At 54.2% G+C, this 19,910-nt stretch carries 20 protein-coding genes; 4 read left to right on the top strand and 16 right to left on the bottom strand.

The annotated features are described in order from the left end of the window. Nucleotides 1–17: 17 nt before the first annotated feature. Nucleotides 18–191, bottom strand: coding sequence for a GhoT/OrtT family toxin (locus OGV82_RS16280; protein ID WP_047464087.1), 174 nt, complete (start codon nt 189–191; stop codon nt 18–20). 191 nt (nt 192–382) lie between these two features. Here OGV82_RS16280 and yncL point away from each other — a divergent pair, with 191 nt between their 5' ends. Next, nucleotides 383–478, top strand: a complete 96-nt coding sequence (yncL, locus tag OGV82_RS16275; protein WP_071818853.1) for a stress response membrane protein YncL — start codon at nt 383–385, stop codon at nt 476–478. Between the two features lie 98 nt (nt 479–576). On the opposite strand, the gene patD is transcribed toward yncL, so the two are convergent. From patD to OGV82_RS16245, 6 genes are all read right to left on the bottom strand, one after another. Beyond that, nucleotides 577–2,001, bottom strand: coding sequence for an aminobutyraldehyde dehydrogenase (gene patD / locus OGV82_RS16270; protein ID WP_012132353.1), 1,425 nt, complete (start codon nt 1,999–2,001; stop codon nt 577–579). A gap of 320 nt (nt 2,002–2,321) precedes the next feature. Next, nucleotides 2,322–3,731: an aminotransferase-like domain-containing protein gene (locus OGV82_RS16265; protein ID WP_047463638.1), complete on the bottom strand. Its 1,410-nt coding sequence runs from the start codon at nt 3,729–3,731 to the stop codon at nt 2,322–2,324. A gap of 51 nt (nt 3,732–3,782) precedes the next feature. Beyond that, nucleotides 3,783–4,199: a type II toxin-antitoxin system HicB family antitoxin gene (locus OGV82_RS16260; protein ID WP_012132350.1), complete on the bottom strand. Its 417-nt coding sequence runs from the start codon at nt 4,197–4,199 to the stop codon at nt 3,783–3,785. Between the two features lie 46 nt (nt 4,200–4,245). Beyond that, nucleotides 4,246–4,422, bottom strand: a complete 177-nt coding sequence (locus OGV82_RS16255) for a type II toxin-antitoxin system HicA family toxin (protein WP_071818852.1) — start codon at nt 4,420–4,422, stop codon at nt 4,246–4,248. 221 nt (nt 4,423–4,643) lie between these two features. After that, complete coding sequence (locus tag OGV82_RS16250) at nt 4,644–6,605, bottom strand: peptidase U32 family protein (protein WP_286462738.1); 1,962 nt, start codon at nt 6,603–6,605, stop codon at nt 4,644–4,646. Between the two features lie 78 nt (nt 6,606–6,683). After that, nucleotides 6,684–7,220 carry a helix-turn-helix domain-containing protein gene (locus tag OGV82_RS16245; RefSeq protein ID WP_012132346.1) on the bottom strand — a complete coding sequence of 179 codons (537 nt, stop codon included), beginning with the start codon at nt 7,218–7,220 and terminating at the stop codon, nt 6,684–6,686. Between the two features lie 92 nt (nt 7,221–7,312). Between OGV82_RS16245 and OGV82_RS16240 the strand changes: the two genes are divergently transcribed. Next, the gene (locus tag OGV82_RS16240) at nt 7,313–8,479 is read left to right on the top strand and encodes a benzoate/H(+) symporter BenE family transporter (RefSeq protein ID WP_047463637.1); all 1,167 of its coding nucleotides are present in this window, start codon (nt 7,313–7,315) and stop codon (nt 8,477–8,479) included. Here OGV82_RS16240 and OGV82_RS16235 read toward each other — a convergent pair. After that, the gene (locus tag OGV82_RS16235; RefSeq protein ID WP_012132344.1) at nt 8,456–9,331 is read right to left on the bottom strand and encodes an AraC family transcriptional regulator; all 876 of its coding nucleotides are present in this window, start codon (nt 9,329–9,331) and stop codon (nt 8,456–8,458) included. The genes OGV82_RS16240 and OGV82_RS16235 overlap by 24 nt on opposite strands. A 193-nt stretch (nt 9,332–9,524) precedes the next feature. Here OGV82_RS16235 and OGV82_RS16230 point away from each other — a divergent pair, with 193 nt between their 5' ends. After that, complete coding sequence (locus OGV82_RS16230) at nt 9,525–10,433, top strand: DMT family transporter (RefSeq protein WP_012132343.1); 909 nt, start codon at nt 9,525–9,527, stop codon at nt 10,431–10,433. 32 nt (nt 10,434–10,465) lie between these two features. Here the strand turns inward: OGV82_RS16230 and OGV82_RS16225 are convergent, their stop codons facing one another. From OGV82_RS16225 to tehA, 3 genes are all read right to left on the bottom strand, one after another. After that, nucleotides 10,466–11,134: a DUF3313 domain-containing protein gene (locus OGV82_RS16225; protein ID WP_047463635.1), complete on the bottom strand. Its 669-nt coding sequence runs from the start codon at nt 11,132–11,134 to the stop codon at nt 10,466–10,468. A gap of 151 nt (nt 11,135–11,285) precedes the next feature. Continuing rightward, a complete protein-coding gene (gene tehB, locus OGV82_RS16220) occupies nt 11,286–11,882 on the bottom strand; it encodes a tellurite resistance methyltransferase TehB (RefSeq protein WP_012132341.1) in 597 nt (198 codons plus the stop codon). Continuing rightward, the gene (gene tehA, locus OGV82_RS16215; RefSeq protein ID WP_047463633.1) at nt 11,882–12,883 is read right to left on the bottom strand and encodes a dicarboxylate transporter/tellurite-resistance protein TehA; all 1,002 of its coding nucleotides are present in this window, start codon (nt 12,881–12,883) and stop codon (nt 11,882–11,884) included. The genes tehB and tehA overlap by 1 nt, the downstream gene beginning before the upstream one ends. A gap of 112 nt (nt 12,884–12,995) precedes the next feature. On the opposite strand from tehA, the gene ydcK reads away from it, so the two are divergent. Continuing rightward, complete coding sequence (gene ydcK / locus OGV82_RS16210) at nt 12,996–13,976, top strand: YdcK family protein (RefSeq protein ID WP_047463631.1); 981 nt, start codon at nt 12,996–12,998, stop codon at nt 13,974–13,976. Here the strand turns inward: ydcK and rimL are convergent. The 5 genes from rimL to hglS form a co-directional block, all read right to left on the bottom strand. Beyond that, nucleotides 13,968–14,513 carry a 50S ribosomal protein L7/L12-serine acetyltransferase gene (rimL, locus tag OGV82_RS16205; protein WP_012132338.1) on the bottom strand — a complete coding sequence of 182 codons (546 nt, stop codon included), beginning with the start codon at nt 14,511–14,513 and terminating at the stop codon, nt 13,968–13,970. The two genes, ydcK and rimL, sit on opposite strands and share 9 nt — an antisense overlap. 141 nt (nt 14,514–14,654) lie before the next feature. Beyond that, nucleotides 14,655–14,879 carry an HP1242/YdcH family protein gene (locus tag OGV82_RS16200; protein WP_012132337.1) on the bottom strand — a complete coding sequence of 75 codons (225 nt, stop codon included), beginning with the start codon at nt 14,877–14,879 and terminating at the stop codon, nt 14,655–14,657. A 178-nt stretch (nt 14,880–15,057) separates the two neighbouring features. Then, nucleotides 15,058–16,713 carry a glucan biosynthesis protein D gene (locus OGV82_RS16195; RefSeq protein ID WP_024130319.1) on the bottom strand — a complete coding sequence of 552 codons (1,656 nt, stop codon included), beginning with the start codon at nt 16,711–16,713 and terminating at the stop codon, nt 15,058–15,060. A 244-nt stretch (nt 16,714–16,957) separates the two neighbouring features. Next, nucleotides 16,958–18,466, bottom strand: a complete 1,509-nt coding sequence (locus OGV82_RS16190) for a carboxylesterase/lipase family protein (protein WP_047463628.1) — start codon at nt 18,464–18,466, stop codon at nt 16,958–16,960. Nucleotides 18,467–18,507: 41 nt separating this feature from the next. After that, nucleotides 18,508–19,851 (bottom strand): 2-oxoadipate dioxygenase/decarboxylase HglS, encoded by a 1,344-nt coding sequence (gene hglS, locus OGV82_RS16185; RefSeq protein WP_047463626.1) that lies wholly within the window; start codon nt 19,849–19,851, stop codon nt 18,508–18,510. Between the last annotated feature and the right edge of the window lie 59 nt (nt 19,852–19,910).

Here is a 19,910-nt window from a genome sequence, read left to right as displayed (position 1 = left end):
CGGCAATCTTCATCTCATCAAAACAACGAAAATAACAATGCGACGGGCAGACTCATCGGCCAGGTTGCGCCCACGAGAACGGCGCTCAGAAAGCGGATACGTTTTTTATCGTGGGAAAGAAACCAGGTAATCAGGCAGGCAATCGCCGCCATCACTGCGTAAAAAACCAACATTTTTTGGTAGAGCGACATTTCGGGCATCCGAACCAGAGGGGAAAAACGCGCGCAATATGCTCTTTTTTTTGACGTACATCAAGTTTTATCCGTACTATTCAGCAAAACGCTGAAATAGCGGCACCATTCACCATGTTCATATTTTGTCTTATTGCGGATTGTCTGAACCCGTACTATACACAAAGGGGTCATAACGAAAGGTGGCAAAAATGAATGTTTCCAGTAAAACCGTGGTGCTGATAAATGTCTTTGCTGCTATTGGACTTTTTGGCCTTATCTCATTGAGATTCGGCTGGTTTGCCTGATGTACTGAGTGCTTGCTGCGCATACTGGCAGAGAGCGTTCCTCCTCTCTGCCATCGATTTACGATCTTCCCATGCCGCGCCGGAACGGTAAATTATCCTTAATGTTTAACCATTATGTGGCGGATAACCGTATAGTCTTCCAGCCCATAAAGTGACATATCCTTGCCGTAGCCCGAGCGTTTTTGCCCACCGTGCGGCATCTCGCTCACCAGCATGAAATGCGTATTAACCCAAGTGCAGCCATATTGCAATCGCGCGCTCAGGCGATGCGCCCGCCCTACATCTTTCGTCCAGACGGATGATGCCAGCCCGTACTGAGTATCATTTGCCCACGCCAGCACCTGCTCTTCATCATCAAACACCGTCATGCTGACAACCGGGCCGAACACTTCTCGCTGCACGATGGCGTCCTCCTGTTTTGCGCCGGCCAGCAGCGTTGGCGCAAAATAGTATCCTGCGCCGTCCAGTTTCTGACCGCCAGTCACCACGTTGATATGTCCGAGCGCTTTCGCCTCTTCCACCGCTTTTGTCACTCGCTCAAGGTGCGCCTGCGAGCTGAGCGGCCCAAGCTCAGTCGATTCGTCGTTTGGCGAACCGGTTTTCAGGCTGGCGACCGCCGCGCCGAGTTTCTCAACCAGCGCGTCATAGATCCCTTTTTGCGCATAGATACGACAGGCCGCCGTACAATCCTGCCCGGCATTGTAGAAACCGAACGTTCGCACACCTTCGACAACGGCATCCAGATCGGCATCATCAAAGACAATCACCGGAGCCTTACCGCCTAATTCCATGTGCGTGCGCTTAATGGAGGGCGCGGTATGTTGAATAATGTGCTCGCCCGTCGCAATCGAGCCGGTCAGGGAGACCATCCGTACTTTTTCATGCCCGGTGAGCGGATCGCCAACCGTCTTGCCCCGCCCGAACAGCACGTTAAGCACGCCTGGCGGGAAAATATCCTTCGCAAACTCCGCCAGCTTCAATGCCGTCAGCGGCGTGATTTCAGACGGTTTTATCACCACACAGTTACCCGCCGCCAGTGCTGGCGCCAGTTTCCAGGCCGCCATCATCAGCGGATAGTTCCACGGCGCGATCGAGGCGACGACCCCAACCGGATCGCGGCGGATCATCGAGGTATGCCCTTCCAGATACTCCCCCGCCGCCAGGCCGTTCAGACAGCGTGCGGCGCCGGCAAAGAAGCGAAATACATCAACAATCGCCGGGATCTCATCATTGAGCGCGCAATGCAGCGGCTTCCCGCAGTTTTGCGACTCCAGTTCGGCGAATGTCTGCGCATTTTCCTCAATCACGTCCGCCAGCGTTAACAGCAGCTCCGCTCTGGCTTTTGGCGTGGTTTGCCCCCATTCCGCGAACGCCCGGTCTGCGGCGCGAACGGCGGCATCTACCTGTGCGGGCGAGGCCTCTGCAATCTCCAGAATCACCTCGCCCGTCGCCGGGTTGTAGACGGGCTGTTTTTCACCTTCACCGCTGACCAGCTCGCCGTTAATCAGTAATTGATGTGGCATACATCTTACTCCTGTCGCAAAATATTGAGCGGCAGCCTTGCCGTAAATATATGTCCTTTCCTAAAAATAGTCGGCGCGTCTGCCGCGCACCTGTTGGGATAAGGAAATTTAATCAGGTTGTGAGCTGACGCGCATTACGCCGCTCCACGCGGCGCGCATGTTCCATCTTTCGGAGTATAGACAAGGAGTTAGGCTGAGGATGGAAAAGACGGGGGGGTATTGATATTTCCTATGGCGAGTCAGCGATAAATAACGTTCTGCCCTGATAATCGATACGCTTTCTCTATTTTGACTAAAACCAAAAGATGGCAACGCGTATTTTATTTCAGCATATCGCGAATAAGTTTCCCCAGTTGAGATACCGCCTGCTCCTCTCTTTCTCCCCACCCCCATGCGGTATTAAACCGGAAAAAATGCGACCAGGTATCAGAGGTCGAAAACATTTTACCGGGGGCGATACTGATCTGATGCGCCAGAGCCTGCGCACTGAGTTCCCCGGCATCAAGAGATTCGGGCAGTTCCAGCCAGAGAAAATAGCCGCTGTCATTGTGGTGAATCTTCACCTCAGCGGGCAGATGACGCAGCAGCGTTTGCCAGGCCTGCTGTTTTCGCTCGGCCAACTGGCGGCGCAGACGACGCAAATGCGCGTCATAGCGGCGTGTCGAAAGGTAATCGACCAGAGCAAGCTGCATCGGTGAACTGGTGGATAACGTACTCATCAGCTGTAGCCGCTGAATTTGTCTGGCGTACTTTCCCGCTGCAACCCAACCAATACGAAAACCGGGAACCAGACATTTCGAGAATGACGAGCAATGCAATATTTTGTCGCGGCGATCCCAGGCTTTGGCAGGCAGCGGTTTGTCGCGGCCAAAATAGAGCTCGCTGTACACGTCATCTTCAATCAGCACGACGTTGTATTGATCCAGTAACGCGACCAGCCGCGCTTTTTTCTCCGGGCTAAGGGTGAAGCCGAGCGGGTTTTGGCTATTGGTCATCAGCCAGCATGCCTTCACCGGATACTCCTGTAATGCCTGTTCCAGCGCCGCTAAATCGATCCCCTCTTTTACATCCGTGGCGACCGAAAGCGCTTTCAGGCGGAGTCGCTCCAGCGCCTGTAACGCGCCATAAAAGCAGGGATTCTCCACAATAACCCAGTCGCCCGGTTCGGTAACCGCCTGAAGGCTGAGGTTCAGGGCTTCCAGCGCCCCGGCGGTAATGACGATTTCATCAGGAGAGACGGTAATTCCCTGCTGCGCATAGCGTCGGGCGATGGCATGCCGCAGCTCGCTGTTCCCCGGCGGCAGGTTCTCAATCACGCTCATGGCCGTGGCGGTTTTACTGACCTGCGCCAGGGAACGGTTAAGCTGCTGCAACGGAAACAGACGCGGGTCTGGAAAGGCTGAGGCGAACGGCATCACCGACGCATCCCGGCTGGCCTGCAACATTTCGAAAATATAGGTATTAATATCAACGGCTTCATCGCGCATTACCTGCACAGGCGGCATCGCAGGCTGGCGCACCGGGCGCGCCGCCACGTAATAACCCGACTGCGGACGCGCAATAATGCGCCCCTGGCTTTCCAGCAACTGATACGCGTGTCCTACGGTCATAAAGCTCATGCCGCTGCTGACCACCTGCTCACGCAAGGAGGGTAATCGATCGCCAGGCTGCCACACGCCGGAGGCGATTTGATCGCAAATTTGTTCCGCCAGTCGCTGATATTTCTTCATCGTTTTTTTATTTCACACAATATGTAATGCCTGCTGGAACAACCGGAAAAGCTAAAGCATAGTCAGCGATAACTCTTTACCCAATGCTTTGGCCGCAATCTGTACAGCATCAATTTTCGTTGCGTGTTTCAAGTCGAATAGTCGGGTAATTTCCTGCTTGGGTCTGCCAATGCGCCTCGCCAGCTCCTGCTGCGTGATTTTTGATTCAAGGAACGCATTCAACAAAAGGACTTTAGACGCAATGCTTAGAGGAATCTCCACATAATCATCAGCTTCATCAACCATTGAAGGTAAAGGAATTGGCTGGTTATCTTCAAAATAAAATTCAAAGGCGGTGACTAATGCGCCCTGCGCGGCTTCGAGAGACTCATGGCGGGTGTCACCTTGTGTTAACGCCTCTGGAATGTCCGGGAACGACACAACATAACCCCCTTCTTCTGCGGGAATGAGATTGACGGGATAACGCATAGTTTCTGGTAACGCTCTCATGTGATCAACCTTATATATCTGATGATTAATTCAAACCAAGCTGCTTTAGTATTGCTTTACGCAGGGTGTCTTTAATTTCATCACCAGGATGTCTGGGCATGACGCTTCGTTTGTCGTGATATCTCAACTTCAAATGATTCGTTCCATTTGTTACATCGACTCCCTGAGATTCAAGCCAGCGTCTGAACTCGCTCTGCTTCACCGCGCCTCCCTGCCATGTATTATAACCATAAGGTAAACATTTTTGTTTACCTTTTCTCTTTTTTTGAATGTTATACACCCCGAAATGGCTTTTGGCTGATTAACACTCAAAAACCGGAAAGCCGGTTCCAGTTTTGCGGGAAGGTTAACTATGGTGAGAGGGGGTTTAAGGTACATCAGGCGTGGCCGGGTGACGCTCAGCGCTCCCGGCCAGCCGCTGACTTAGTTTTTACGTTTTGGCAGCGTTTTCATCAGTTCTTCCGGGCTTACGGAGGCGACAACGCTGCCGGGCAACGGCATTTTCAGAATATGAGTTTTGATCTTGCCGATAACGTGCATTTCGCACGGACGGCAATCAAACTTCAGCGTCAATACTTCGTCGCCGTGTACCAGTTGCATCGGCGTTGCTTTCCAGCTTTTGATATTCCCTTTCGCCTGTTTCGGGCACAGGTTAAAGGCAAAGCGCAAACAATGTTTGGTGATCATCACCGGTACATCACCCTTCTCCTGGTGCGCCTCATACGCCGCGTCGATCAGCTGGACGCCGTAGCGATGATAAAACGCGCGCGCTTTGTGATTGTAGACGTTAGCCAGGAAGCTCAAATGCGTTTCCGGGTAGACCGGGGCTGGTTGCGCCACCGGCTTACGGCTGCCGCGTTGATAGTTCGCCAGACGCGCCGCATCCAGCATCTCTGCCGCTTCGCGACGGAACTGGTTGAGTAAACTGTTCGGCACGAACAGTGCGCCAGGGAGATTAACCTCGACGTTACGCGCGTAGTACATCGTCTGTCCCAGCTTCGCCACGCCTTCTTTCAGGTTGTTCAACGCTTTTTCGGCGTTGTTCGCCTCGTCAAACTGCCCCTCCAGCGTATGGGTGACGCTCACGCCCTCTTCGCTGGTCAGCGTCAGAATTAGCTGTTCCTGCCAGCCGCCTAACGCGATATCCACCGCCACCCGGCGTTCGCTGGAGGTTTTGGTTAACGCCTGCTGCCAGTTGTGGTCGAGATTACGGTTCAGCGGATGATGCGGGCGCACTTTATGCAGGTCGGACGGCATTTCATTCGGCCAGACGCGATAACGGTTCTGCCCCGTCTTTTCCACCGTATTGGCGCGAAACCCCACTACTTCACGTTTGATCAGCACATTCAGGCCATCGCCGTTGGATAACGGTTCCGTCACCTCAACGTCCAGGTGATCTTTTGCCACTTTGACGACTTCGCCTACCGGCAAACCGATAAATTTTGGCGAATCGAACGCGCCGATATCCCCTTTACGGGCGTTAACAAAATAGTCGGTACTGCCGCGATGGAAGGTTTTATCCGTAGAAGGAATAAAAAAGTGCTCAGTACGACCGGCGGAAGCCCGCGCCAGGTCGCCACGCTCCTCGATAATCGCATCCAGCATCTGGCGATAGTGCGCCGTGATGTTCTTCACATAGCTCATGTCTTTGTAGCGCCCTTCAATTTTGAAGGAGCGCACGCCGGCATCGATCAACGCGCCCAGATTGGCCGTCTGGTCATTATCTTTCATCGACAACAGGTGTTTTTCGTACGAGACCACCCGCCCCTGATCGTCTTTTAAGGTGTACGGCAGGCGACAGGCCTGGGAGCAGTAGCCACGGTTAGCGCTGCGACCGGTCTGCGCATGAGAGATATAGCACTGCCCGGAATAAGCCACGCACAGCGCGCCGTGGATGAAAAACTCAATAGTAGCGTCGGTGGCCTGATGAATCGCCTGGATCTGGCTCAGACTCAGTTCGCGCGCCAGCACAATCTGGGTGAAACCGACGTCGGCAAGGAATTTCGCCTTTTCAACGCTGCGGATATCACACTGCGTACTGGCATGCAGTTCAATGGGAGGAATGTCCAGTTCCAGGATGCCCATATCCTGCACAATCAGCGCATCGACGCCGGTCTGGTACAGATCGGTAATCAGCCGTTGCGCGGGCTCAAGCTCATCATCATGCAGAATGGTGTTTAACGTCACAAAGATCTTCGCGCCATAGCGATGCGCAAAAGGCACCAGTTCCGCGATATCTTTCAGGCTGTTACTGGCATTATGCCGCGCGCCGAAGCCAGGCCCGCCGATGTAAACAGCATCGGCGCCATGTAAGATCGCTTCACGAGCAATGGCGGTATCGCGTGCCGGACTTAACAGTTCAAGGTGATGAGGTTGCTGGCGCATACGGTTAATATCATCCAATAACAGCAAAATGGCGGCTATTGTAGTCAGAAGCGCGACGTTTCGGAATACTTTTCCCGTCTAACTATGTGGGTAATGGATCAAGGAGTGAAAGTGAACCGTCTGGTCGCTGTTATTGCGATACGCATGGGCGGCATCTCCCGCAAAACGCACGCCTTCGCCGGATTTGAGCGTGCGCCATTCCCCGGCAATACACATATCCAGCGTTCCCTGAATCACCACCACATGTTCGATGACGCCTGCCTCATGCGGCGTCGATTCGCTAAGCGCGCCCGGGGCCATCAATATTGAAAAATGGTCAAAACGGAGCTGCGGGTCCCACGGAAACAGCGGCGTGATCACCATTGCCTGTTGCTGCGGGTCGAAGGTCGGGAGATCCTCCGCTTCCGGCGGGGAGATAAACGTTGAAAACGGGACATTCAAACCGGTGGCAATCTTCCATAATGTCGATACCGTCGGGCTGGATTCGTTGCGCTCTATCTGGCCGAGCATTGCTTTTGAAACCCCTGTCGCTTCCGCCAGACGCGACAGACTCCATTCTCGCTGTTGGCGCAGCGCCTTCAGCGTCGTCGCCAGATAATGGGTCAGGTTGTCCATTTTTCTCCTCCGGTAAAGCCGCAGTCTATCACTTGTGCGCTATAGCGCACAATGCTACAGTTTTTGACCGTTATAACGCACAAGGGGCAATCATGCGGTCATTTTCACTTCCTCTGCCAACCGTGTTGTCTGGTTTTGTTGCGGTCCTGGTCGGCTATGCAAGCTCAGCGGCAATCATCTGGCAAGCCGCTATTGCCGCCGGCGCATCAACCGGACAAATTGCCGGATGGATGACGGCGCTTGGCATCGCGATGGGTGTCAGTACGCTGGCGTTAACCCTCTGGTATCGTGCTCCGGTGCTGACGGCATGGTCAACGCCCGGCGCCGCGTTACTGGTTACCGGCTTGCAGGGTCTCACGCTTGCGGAGGCCATCGGCGTATTTATTGTCGCGAATGCGTTAATCGTTCTGTGCGGCGTAACCGGGTTGTTTGCCCGCTTAATGCAGGTGATTCCGCATTCTCTTGCCGCCGCGATGCTGGCCGGTATTTTATTGCGTTTTGGTTTGCAGGCGTTCGGTCATCTGGATGGCGAGCTGTTTCTGTGCGGCAGTATGCTGCTGGCGTGGTTAGCGCTGAAAGTGCTGGCGCCGCGCTATGCGGTTATCGCCGCAATGGTTGTCGGTATTCTGGTTGCGGGCATGAAAGGTGACATTGTCACGTCTGGCATAACCTTCTCCCCGGTGCTACCGGCGTTTATCGCGCCCCATTTTTCGCTTGCTCATAGCCTCGGCGTCGCCATTCCACTATTTCTGGTGACAATGGCGTCACAAAACGCGCCCGGTATCGCCACGATGAAAGCCTCCGGTTACTCCCTTCCGGTTTCGCCGCTGATCGTGTTTACAGGGCTGCTGGCGCTGGTTTTATCTCCCTTTGGCGTCTACTCCATATGCATTGCCGCTATTACCGCCGCCATTTGCCAGAGTCCCGAAGCGCACCCGGACGCCGGGCGTCGCTGGCTGGCTGCGGCTGTCGCAGGCGGGTTCTATCTGCTGGCGGGATTGTTCGGCGGTTCCGTCACCGCTCTGATGGCCGTCCTGCCCGTAAGCTGGATTCAGATGCTGGCCGGGCTGGCGCTGCTGGGAACAATCAGCGGCAGTTTGTACCAGGCATTGCTTAATGAAACGGAGCGTGATGCCGCTATCGTGACCTTTCTCGTCACCGCAAGCGGGCTGACGCTGCTGGGCATTGGCTCTGCGTTTTGGGGACTGGTAGTCGGAGGCGTCTGCTACGGGGTGCTATCGTTTGCTCGCCGCGCGTAACTGCGATGGCGTCTTACCGGTCACCTGCTTAAAGCGATTGCTGAAATGGCTCGCCGAACTGAATCCGCAGGCCATCGCGATCTCTGACAGCGAACGGGTTGAATGGCAGACCCATTGCTGCGCCAGCGCCATACGCCGCTGCATCACGTACTGGTGCGGCGCCATGTTCATCGACTGGCGAAACATTCTGGCGAAATGAAATTCGCTCAATGCCGCCTCGCGTGCCAGATCGCTTAACGTCAGCGGCTCAGCAAGATGCGCTTCAATATACGCCAGCACATTGCGCAGCGTGGCGGGCGCCAACCCGCCAGTAACCGTCGGGAGACGCCACTGCACGTTACTGTAATGCTGCACCAGATGCGTCAACAGCAGTGACGAGGCGGCGCTGAGCGTCATATGATTCGCCGGTTGCTGCCAGTCATTTCCCAGCAGGAACTGGCGATAAACCGCCGTTATTCCCGGATCGTTGCCAAAGGTGCGCTCATCCAGGGTAAAGCTGTACGGGCTTTTATCCCAGACCTTTTCCCCAACATCCCGCAGATGGGCATCTGTACAGTAGAGATGGACAAACGACAGGTCGTCGCGAATATCCCAGACGGACTCACTCTCTTTTGGCATCAGACAGAAGCGATCCGGCCCCCCGCCATTCTTCCAGCCGCCCGGCGTTTTGTGGTAGCTCTCGTAGCCGTCAGCGACATACAGGCTGAGAGTATGGTGATCGCAATATTGCGTAATGTTGTCACGTTTATTTGACCATGCCGCCAGCTGGACACCCGAATGCAACGCAACCGAGTCATGCAGCACGGCATTATGTTTGCGTAAATTTTCAAAGGCATCATAAGACTGAGACATACCATCACATCACAAAGCAGTAATAAGTAGAATCTCAGTCTATAACAGCCACGATCCGTTTCCAGCCCTCACCGCTCAGACAGCGGCAAAAAAGCGCAAGATTTTGCAAGTCATCCGCAAACCGGTGCAAGCGCGCGCATTTTTTACATGTCACATTCCTTCTTCGGATAATAAAGATAAAGAAGAGAGTGTTATGAACGCATTATTATACTGTCTGGTGGTTGTCATTTGGGGAACCACCTGGATTGCGATTTATCTGCAACAAGGCCCGGTATCGGCGCCGGTGTCCATTTTCTGGCGGTTTGCCGTCGCCAGCGCGTTAATGATGCTCATCCTGCTGGCGAGCGGGAAATTACGTAAATTATCCGGGCGCGACCATCTGTTTTGCCTGTTACAGGGCGGATGCGTCTTCTGTTTTAACTTCTGGTGTTTTTATAGCGCCGCCGCCTGGATCAATACGGGGCTGGAGTCCGTCATTTTCTCAATGGCCGTGCTGTTCAATGCGGTTAACAGCTTTGTGTTCTTCGGACATAAACCGCCGCTACGCTTTTATTACGCTGCCGGTCTGGGATTAACAGGCATTATCACGTTGTTCTGGCAGGATCTGGCCAACAGCGGCTGGAACCACTCGCTGTTACTAGGGATTGGTCTGAGCGCGCTGGGAACGTTTGGCTTCTCTTTGGGCAATATGATCAGCATGCGCCATCAGAGAAAAGGTCTGGAAGTCATGACCACCAACAGCTGGGCGATGCTGTACGGCACGCTGCTGATCGCCGCCATTGCCTGTATACGCGGCGATAACTTCACGCCGCAATGGACGTTGAGCTACCTCGGCGCCCTGCTGTATCTGGCAATATTCGGTTCCGTTATCGCGTTTGGCGCGTATTTTACTCTGGTGGGACGCATCGGCCCCGGCAACGCGGCCTACAGTACGCTGCTGTTTCCTCTGGTGGCGCTGACAATATCCACACTCTACGAAGGTTACGTCTGGCAAATGAATGCCGTTGTTGGATTAGTGCTGATTCTGGTTGGCAATCTGGTGATGTTCACGCGTCCAGAGGCGTTAATGAGTAAATTAATTTACCGTCGCCGGGCGGCATAAAAAAATGCGCCATCCGAAGATGGCGCGTGAACTTATTTTTTACCGACATCAAACATGGTGGCATCAGTCGCCATGTCATCAATCACTTCTTTCAACGTTTCAAACGCCATCGGCGTATTTTCGTTGCTCAGGTCTTTACCCTCGCCCTGACGAACCACTTTCACCACCGGTTTATTGGTGGCGGCATCAATCAGCTCGCCTTCAAAGTAAAGATGCGTATCCATTGTGCGATGGCCTGTCGCCATCTGCGTACCCGCAACCACCAGGGCGACCGGCACCACTTCATAGAATTGCAGCCCCTCTTTGCTGGTATCAACGCCGGTTATCGCGCCGCGGAAAATCAGGCTACGCGGCCCAGGGGTCGTCACCAGAGGCTTACGTTTCTCAATGGCCGTTTTCAGTTGGGTATCGGTATAGCTTCGTAATTTATCCAGAACCTGCTGCCCGACCTGCGTTGTGGGTTTCGGCACCGGATAGTAGGTTATCGGGTTCCAGACGATGCTGTCATATTTAGACTCATCAAAGCTGGAGTCAACCCAACGGAGCACCGGTTTTCCCGTTGCGGAGGTTGTTTCTTTCAGCCCTGAATAATCTTTTAAGAACCCAGAATATTTATCCGGCTGAGTAATTTTTGACGCACAGCCAGATAAAGCCAATAAGCCAGAAAGCACTGCAACTTTAAATAAAGTATGAGTACGCATGGAAACTATCCCTTTTGTTTTTGCAGATATGCAATTGGAATAGTAGCAAAAGGAAACTAATCTGGATGGACTATAAATGGTATCGCCAGCACAAATTCAACACGGCGAGTTGCAGGCCGTATCAGGCCTGCAACTCTATCGTAAAATTGCGTTATGCGCTTTTACGCGCCAGCAGCGTCGCAAAACGCAGTTTGATGCGGTTGCCGTTGGCGTCCGTGCGGTGAAGTTCACCCACATCCTCGTTGTATTTCAGCAATTCCCAGCCTTCGTAGTAACGGCGCAGTTCCCCTTCTTTAAACGCAAACGGGAAACCCACGGTGCAGGGGAAATCTTCCGTATCCATTGCCGCCACAATCAGGTTATGCCCGCCCGGTTTGGTGCAGCGCTGCATATTGGCAATCAGCCCCGGAATGGTTTTCGCTTCCAGGAACATCATCACGACCGTTGAGAGAATAAAATCGTAGTCGCCTTCGAAGCTTAACGCGTTAAGGTCAACCACCTTTGCTTGCAGGTTTTCCAGCCCTTCCGCCGCTTTGATGCGCTCAACGTTGGCGATGCTCATCGGATTCTTATCCCAGGCGGTAACGTCATAGCCGTTCGCCGCCAGATAGAGGCTATTACGGCCATTTCCGCAGCCCAGATCCAACGTTTTACCCGGCGCGACCACCTTTGCCGCCTCAACGACGTCGGAGTGCGTGCGGGTTAAATCGTATTTTTCAGTAAAGTAATTTTCGTCACGAAGGGTCATTAGTTATCCTCAGATTTCAGTAATGCGGCGCGTTCTGTGCGCACGAGAAGTTTCCCCTGCATCAGCAGCGCAAACGTGCGTACGAGCAATAACGCTATGATAAAATTGGTAAAAATAAACAACGGAATCGCCAGCGTATGAAAAAATCCCGACGCGCTGGCGTGCCCTAAATGCAGCCCTGTCGTCGCCAGCGCTGAAACGCCGAACGAGAAGCTCCAGAAAGAGGCATTAAACGGCTGCGACAGATACCACGGCATCAGGCGCAGCATGAAAAGCAGTTGCAGCAAGCCATAGCCAAACAGCATTTTTGCCAGCGTATCGCCTTCTCCGCCGTTGACGCTCAGCCAGGCGCTACAGGCCACTAACGCCGGAGCCAACTGAATGCCCAGCGATGTGCGCAGTACCGCCGGTAATTCACCGGAACTGCGCAAACGTTGCAAAATAACGGGTTCCAGACTCAACCACGAGAATACGCCAGCCCCTAAAAAGACCAGCCCGGCGTCGTTGTAACCCAACGCGCCGCAGGCCATCGCGCTAATAAAGTTATTCGCTACCGTCGGCAGATACAGCCCCGGCGTTGTCGCCTCTTCAGGATGCGAACCGCGCCAGAGTCCCGCCGTTTGCCATGCGGCATAAGCCAGTTGCACCACGACGCCAATGCTGAACAATCCCACGGCTAACCCACGACACCAGGGGACAAAACCAATCGCCACCAGCATCGTGGTCGCAGGAAAAAGGCTGACAAAACTGCTCTTTACCGGATGCCGTACCTCCGCCAGTACGCTCTGTGGAAAACGCAGCAGACGGTTAAGAAAGGCAAGCGTCAGCAAGTTCCAGATGATCATTGCCAGGATCACCAGGCCATCGCCAATCCAGTGACTGACGGGCCAGATATGGCTGGCATAGCGCCACGCGAAGCCCATGCCAATGGTGCCCAGTACCATCCCAAAATAGCCAGCCGGAAGATTAAGCACCCGGTCGCTCTGCTTGTTCTTACTCATTTTGTTTAATTTATAAAGTATATTTTAAATGCATTTTATGGAATTTCGCCCTGTTTAGCCAGTGCTGAAAAATTTGCTACGGTTATCTTAAGCGAGCAAAGGGAAATTCCCCATGAGCAAATATCACCTGAGTGAAGAATCGCGTGCCTTTAGTTATCAGGATAACGGCCACAAGAAAAGCGTCCTGCTACGCCAGATCATTGCCCTTACCGACTTTAACGACGTCAAAGCCGGAACCGCTGGCGGCTGGGTAGACGACGAAAGCGTGCTGGCGCAAGAAGGACACTGCTGGATTTACGACGAGAATGCCCTCGCATTCGCCGGGGCGATGATTTCAGGCAACGCCCGCATCACCCAGGCCTGCATCATCAGAGATCGCGTGCAAATCGGTGATAACGTCTGGATTGATCTGGCCGAGATTAGTCACGGCACCCGGATAAGCAACAACGTCACCGTGCAGAATTCGGTCGTTCGCGGTGAATGTCATCTGTCTGGCGACGCTCGTATTCTGCACCATTCGGAGATTATCGCCGCAAAAGGCCTAACTCAGGAAAGCGACCTGACGCTGCAAATCTACGATCGCGCCACCGTCAGCAGCTCGCGCATTGTGCATCAGGCGCAAATCTACGGCGATGCGATAGTCACCCAGGCGTTTATTGAACACCGCGCGGAAGTGTTTGATTTCGCGATCGTCGAAGGAAATGAAGAGAATAACGTCTGGCTTTGCGACTGTGCCAAAGTGTACGGTCACGCCCGCGTTATTGCGGGAACGGAGGAAGATGCCATCCCTACGCTGCGTTACAGTGCTCAGGTGGCGGAACACGCGACGGTTGAAGGTAACTGCGTATTGAAACATCACGTTCTGGTCGGTGGTCATGCCGAACTACGCGGCGGCCCTGTCCTGCTTGACGATCATATCCTGATCGAAGGCCATGCCCGCATTCTGGGGGACGTGCTGATTGAGCATCATGTGGAAATCACCGATCGGGCGACGATCGAAACCTTTGATGGCGACAGCATCCACTTGCGTGGCCCAAAAGTGGTTAACGGTGAACAGCATATTACACGAACACCGTTGGCAGGGTTACTCTGAGGCGTTCTCGATAATGCGGGCGTACAGGTTGACGTCGTGATACTCCCCGTTGAGAAACTCCGCTTGTTTCAGGCATCCTTCCAGTTCAAAACCATTGCGGCGCGCCACCTGGTTGCTCGCCTGGTTCGCAACCCGACATTTAATCACAAAGCGTCGAAGCTCGCCGCGCCCGGCATAATGGCCGATAAACGCCTGAAGCGCGCGCGACATAATACCCTGCCGCTGGTGAGATTCATCCAGCCAGTAACCGATATAGGCGGTTTTATTCAACGGCTCTATCAGATTAAACGAGATGACGCCCACCACCTCCTCTTCCTGAAAGATAAGGAACATTTTGGCGTAGCCGCGCTGGTGCAACATCATATTACCCTGCACATTTTTGCGCGTATCGTCTTCGCTGGCGACAAACTGCGGCCAGTTTAGCGATGCCTGTAGCCAGTCTTTGTTTTTAAGCACCAGTTGATGTAACGGCGTAACATGGCACTCTTCCACCGCTCGCAGTTCCAGTGTTTCGCTGATCGTGATGACTTCAGCCATTTCTCCATCCTTTACGGTGACAACAGCAGGATTTATTAGCTTATCACAGACTTGTCCGCATACCTGAAAACAGGAAGGGCTTCCTTGTCTGTCAGGAAGCCCTTTTAAGCAGGACAAAGACTGCGCAGTGCCTACAACGAATCAGCTCTCGTTCAAACTTTCTTTCTGCAATATTCTGAGCAGATCCTCCTTCAGATGGAGTTTCTCTTTCTTCAGACGAACAATATCCAAACTGTATCCCCTGCCGTCAGAACCTTCCAGCCGGGCAATCTCATGATCAAGGGTGTTGTGTTTTTCGAACAAGGAAAGAAAGCGAGGATTCTCGGTTTTCAGTCGTGAAATCAGATCTCTGTATTCTGGAAACATACGCACTCCCTGTTAGTGGCTGTAAAACGTGTACTGAAGTACACACCGTCAGCTTACGCATTTGACATAAGGAATAATGCGAACGGGATCGAGTTTAAATAATGAGCAGAAAATGCGCCGGGAATCGTCGGGAGAAAAGAGCCGCCAGCAGTGTGGCGGCTCGGGGCAACAGAGCGGATTAACGCATCACGCGGTCATCAACGTAGCGACGCTTATCCGGCGCCGGCGGGAAATACTGATACAGCCAGGTTTCGCTAATGGCGTCCCCCTGGCAGCGCAGGAACATACGCATATCCACCGGGTCGGTCGAATCTGACGTCGGATACCAGTCAAACTGGATGCGATAACCATCGAACGGTTCGACGTAGAGGATCTCAATCTGTTTCGCTTCGCCGTTAGACAGCGTAATGACAGGCTCGATCCCCTTCGGCGCAGCGGCTTTCAGGTCGCCGCCGACAAAATCAATGGCAAAGCGGCGCGCCCATTTTTCAGGGTAGTGTTCACCCGGCGCCCACCCTTCGGGGAAACCGCCCATACCGGTACGGGTCGCCATCACGCGCGCCAACGGCGAGCGAACCGGCGGTTGCGCGCTCCAGTAAAGACGGTATTTGAATGCCAGATCATCGCCCGCTTTGATCGCTTTTTCCGGCTGCCAGAAGCACACCACGTTATCGAGCGTTTCACCGGTCGTCGGGATTTCCATCAGACCGATAGACCCTTTCCCCCATTTGTTACGCGGCTCCACCCACAGGCTTGGGCGTTTGTTATACCAGCCCATGATGTCCTGATAGTGGGAAAAGTCACGGTCAAGTTGCAGCAGGCCGAACCCTTTCGGGTTATTGTCGAGATAGGCGTTGAACTGCAATTTCTGCGGGTTATTCAGCGGACGGCAGATCCATTCGCCATTGCCCAGCCACATTGCCAGGCGGTCAGAATCGTGAATTTGCGGATGAATGGTGTCGCACATCCGGCGTTCATTGTTGCCGCAGCTGAACATGCTGGTCATTGGCGCGATACCCAGCTGCTTGATGTCTTTACGCGCATAGATGTGGTTTTCCACATCCATGATCACCTGACTCTCTTCGCAGTGGATCACAAATTTATAGGCGCCAGTGACGCTTGGGCTATCCAGCAGCGCGTACACGGTAAACGTGGTATCGCCCGGTTTCGCCGTCTCAAACCAGAATGCGGTGAAGTCCGGGAACTCTTCTTTGCTGTCGGTATAGGTATCTATCGCCAGGCCTCGCGCGGACAGCCCGTACTGATAAGTGTCATCCACCGCGCGGAAGTAGCTTGCCCCCAGGAAGGAGACGATGTCGCGACGCGCCAGTTCAGGCGCTTTAAAGGCGCGAAAGCCCGCGAAGCCAAGGTCGGTTTGCCCTTCCAGTTGACGGGTATCGACACCGGCATCGTTGTATTTGAACAGTTCCGGGCGGAAATGAATTTCGCGCGCCTGATGTGTGCTGGCATCAAGCGAGAACATACGCACGCGACGACGAAAGCCCATTCCTACGTGGAAAAATTGCACATCCAGCTTGCGGCCTTCGATGTTGTTCCACAGAGAGTGCGCCGCATCGTACTGAATGCTGTTGTAGGCCTGCGGCGTCAGATTCGCCAGCGTATTAGGTAACGCCCGGGGTTCGCCGCCCCACGGCTTTTGCGCTAAATCGTTCGCCATTGATTGCAGAACGGAAAAGTCAAAACGGACGGTTTGACCATCTGCAATATCAGACTCTGCCGCGAAAGCGGCGCGGGAAAAGAGTGAAGCAATACCGCTCGTACCGCACACGGCGGCCATTGCCATTGAACCTTTAATAAATCGTCTACGATCCATACCTGAAAGTGAGTCCTTCTGGTCGTGTGAATGGTCCCGCGCTGGTCTCTATCAGCGGCAAGAAGTGCAACGTTTCTGACCGCTCACTCTAGACAAAATTCATTAATAATCCAATTGTTGGCTGTCGATAATCTGTACAAAAGCCAAAATATTTTATGTCGATAAGAACAGACTGAATACCGTGTAAATACAGATGGGCGCGCTTTCAGGTTATGAAAAGCGCAACCTGCCAGACATCTCGCCATTATTCCAGACTGACGTGATGTTTCATCACCCGTTTGAACAGCGCCATCCGCGCGCCCATAAAGCGGTTCTCTACTTTAAAACCGGCAAATTTATTCAGTCCGATGCGTAACAAGCGATCCCGCCCCTGAACGCTGGCGGGCCAGCGCACCGGACCATGCAGAACATCGCAGGTCCGGCTGGCGTGACGGGCGAAATTAACCCAGTAATCGGCGATATGCCGGGCAAACGCCAGATCGTTGTCATTCACGTAATTGCGCGCGGGTTCCGCTAGCGTCAGCGTATCAAAGACATACGGCACTTCATTTCCATGCCAGGCGCCGTTGGCGTAGGTTGTGTGTTCAGTTTCCGCGACATAGTCAAACCAGTATCGCCAGCACGGTTCACCTACCCGCTGCTGCGCCTGCATCACCACATAACCCAACGTGGTGAACGCCATATCGCGGCAGACCTGACGCCCCAGTTCTTCATCGCCTTTCACGCCGGGATAGAGCAGCCTGATCAGCCCTAACCCCAGTCGGCGTTCGCGCCGCAATTTCGCGATCTGCCCGGCGAGATCAACGCCAAACACTGCCATCACGCTCGCTTCGTCGCTGTTGGAGCCAACCAGAACCGGCATTGGGTGCTGCTTTCCGGCAAAGAAGGTCTCCATCATCGGCTGTGGCAATACCGCATCGCCGGAAATCGGCGTCGGCGCGATTTTCAACGGTGCGCCCAGCGGCCAGAATGCCTCCGCCGGTAGCGCCCGCAACTGTTCAGCAGTAGCGTTCGGCAAATTAAAATGCGCCGCCAGTTCGATGCCCTTTTGCAGCGCGACCTCGCGCGGCGTATCCGGTAACGTATAACCACTCTGAATAATAGCTTTATGGAACAGGCCCTTTGCCCGTGGGGACGCCATCAACGACAGGACGCTACGCGCGCCAGCGGACTCGCCGAACAGCGTCACATTCTGCGCATCGCCGCCGAAAGCGGCAATATTGTCCTGCACCCAGCGTAGCGCCGCGATCTGATCGAGCAAGGCGAAGTTATGTACGCATTCGCCGTCCTCGTCATCAAGGGCCGGATGAGCAAAAAATCCCAGGTGACCAAGACGATAATTGAGTGTGACTACCACGACATCGCGCTTCGCCAGCGCACAACCGTCGTAAGGCGGTAATCCTCCCGCGCCGATGGTGTAGCCGCCGCCATGCAGCCAGACCATCACCGGCAACGGCTGCGGGCGCATCGCGGGCGCCCAGATGTTCAGATACAGGCAATCCTCAGAAAAACGCCCTGGATCGCCCCCACCAAGCTCGCGACAATATTCAATATCCTGCCAGCTGGCGCATGAAAATGTATTCGCAGGGCGTTCGCCCTGCCAGGGTGCGGCAGGCTGTGGCGCCCGCCAGCGGAGCTGACCCGTAGGCGGTGCGGCATACGGTATACCGCGCCAGATGTGGATATCGTTTTGCACGACACCCATGACATTTCCCTGTTGCGTTTCGACAAGCGGGATGGAGGGATTCAACATGACGCATTCCTTTTCCTTCACATCCCGACAGCATACCGCGATCAGAGCAGTCCGCAACGCCGTTTACTGCGTTCTTCCGCCGCCTGATAAAGCGCAAACTCATCATATACCGGGCACCCCAACGCCTGCTCAAAGGCGTCGCGGCTGGCATTGCCGTGGCTGCGCGCCTGGGTTTCGTTACCCAGGTTAGACTGGAATATTCCGGCCGCGCTTACTGGCAGAAAATCTTCATAGGTAATGGGTTGTGCCACCACCCAACCGCGTTCAATCAGCGGCTGTGGGTCGTCGCCCGGATGAATAGACTGGCGGTGCGATTCACCGGCAGGCGTTAACCGGTAGCGAAACCAGGCGAGCCCCTGCTGGCGCAGTAAAAATTCGCTGTCCGGGAAAGCGTTAAAGACCGCCTGCAAATGCAGCTGATGCGTAAGATTATCTTTGCCCGTCCCCGCCTTATGCAGTAACGCATCGTACAACCGCCGTCCTTCAGGCGTCAGCGCCACGCCGCGCTGTTCAATCTCACCAAAACGTGCCGTATGGCTGCCCTCCGTTTCACCGGCAAACAGCACCGACTCTTCCAGCGCCTTGAAACTGGTCTGGCGTAACAGAATCGGCACCTCACGGCGCGGCGGCCCTTCAATCAGGATCTTGGGTTCGATACCGCATTCCGGCATCATCAACTGTACTTTGTCGATATCCAGCGTGCGCGGCGTCAGGTGGTTAATGTGGCACCCCGGAAAACACACTACGTCAGCAATCAGACGGTGTTCATTATGTAATGCCTGATACGTTTCCCTGTCCACCGTGGCGTGCCGGTGCCAGCGGAAAGTCTCCAGCGCCTCCTGCACAAACTCCCGCGCCTGCGCCCCGGTAAAATTGCCCTGCGCATCAAAGACGTCCAGAAGTTCGCGACAGCGCGGCGTAAAGATATCGCGCTTCGCCAGAATATCCGCCGCGCGTTGGCGCAGCGCCGTGTTCTCAATTAACTCCAGCCGTAATAGCGAGGTGAATACGCGAAACGGGTTGCGGGAAAGCGACGCATCGTCAATGGGGCGAAAGGCGGTGGAATGAACGGGAACGCCCGCCTGAGAAAGGTCGTAATAACTGACGGGATACATCCCCATAATCGCAAACATTCGGCGCAAGGTGGAAAGCTCCTGCGCCGTACCCACCCGAATCGCGCCATGCCGTTCAACGTTCAGCCGCGCCAGCTCATCCGCGTTGGCCAGCTTTTCATGCAGCGTGGGATTATTTTCCAGTACCGTCAGATTCACATCAGCGACAAGTTCCAGCAATGTACCGTACTGTGGAACTTCCTGCTGGTACATTGCTGACATTGCCTGCGAAAAGTGTTCCCGAATCTCATCAGCCGCGATGGTGTTCGCCATAATGTCATGCCTCCAGTGAATATTACCTGGAGTGTAGAAAACGCCGTTCACTCTGGTGG

It is taken from the genome of Citrobacter sp. CK191 (genome assembly GCF_030333435.1).
GTDB lineage: Bacteria > Pseudomonadota > Gammaproteobacteria > Enterobacterales > Enterobacteriaceae > Citrobacter_B > Citrobacter_B koseri.
The sequence above is the reverse complement of the archived record's forward strand: the minus strand, read 5'-3'. Positions and strand labels throughout refer to the sequence as shown.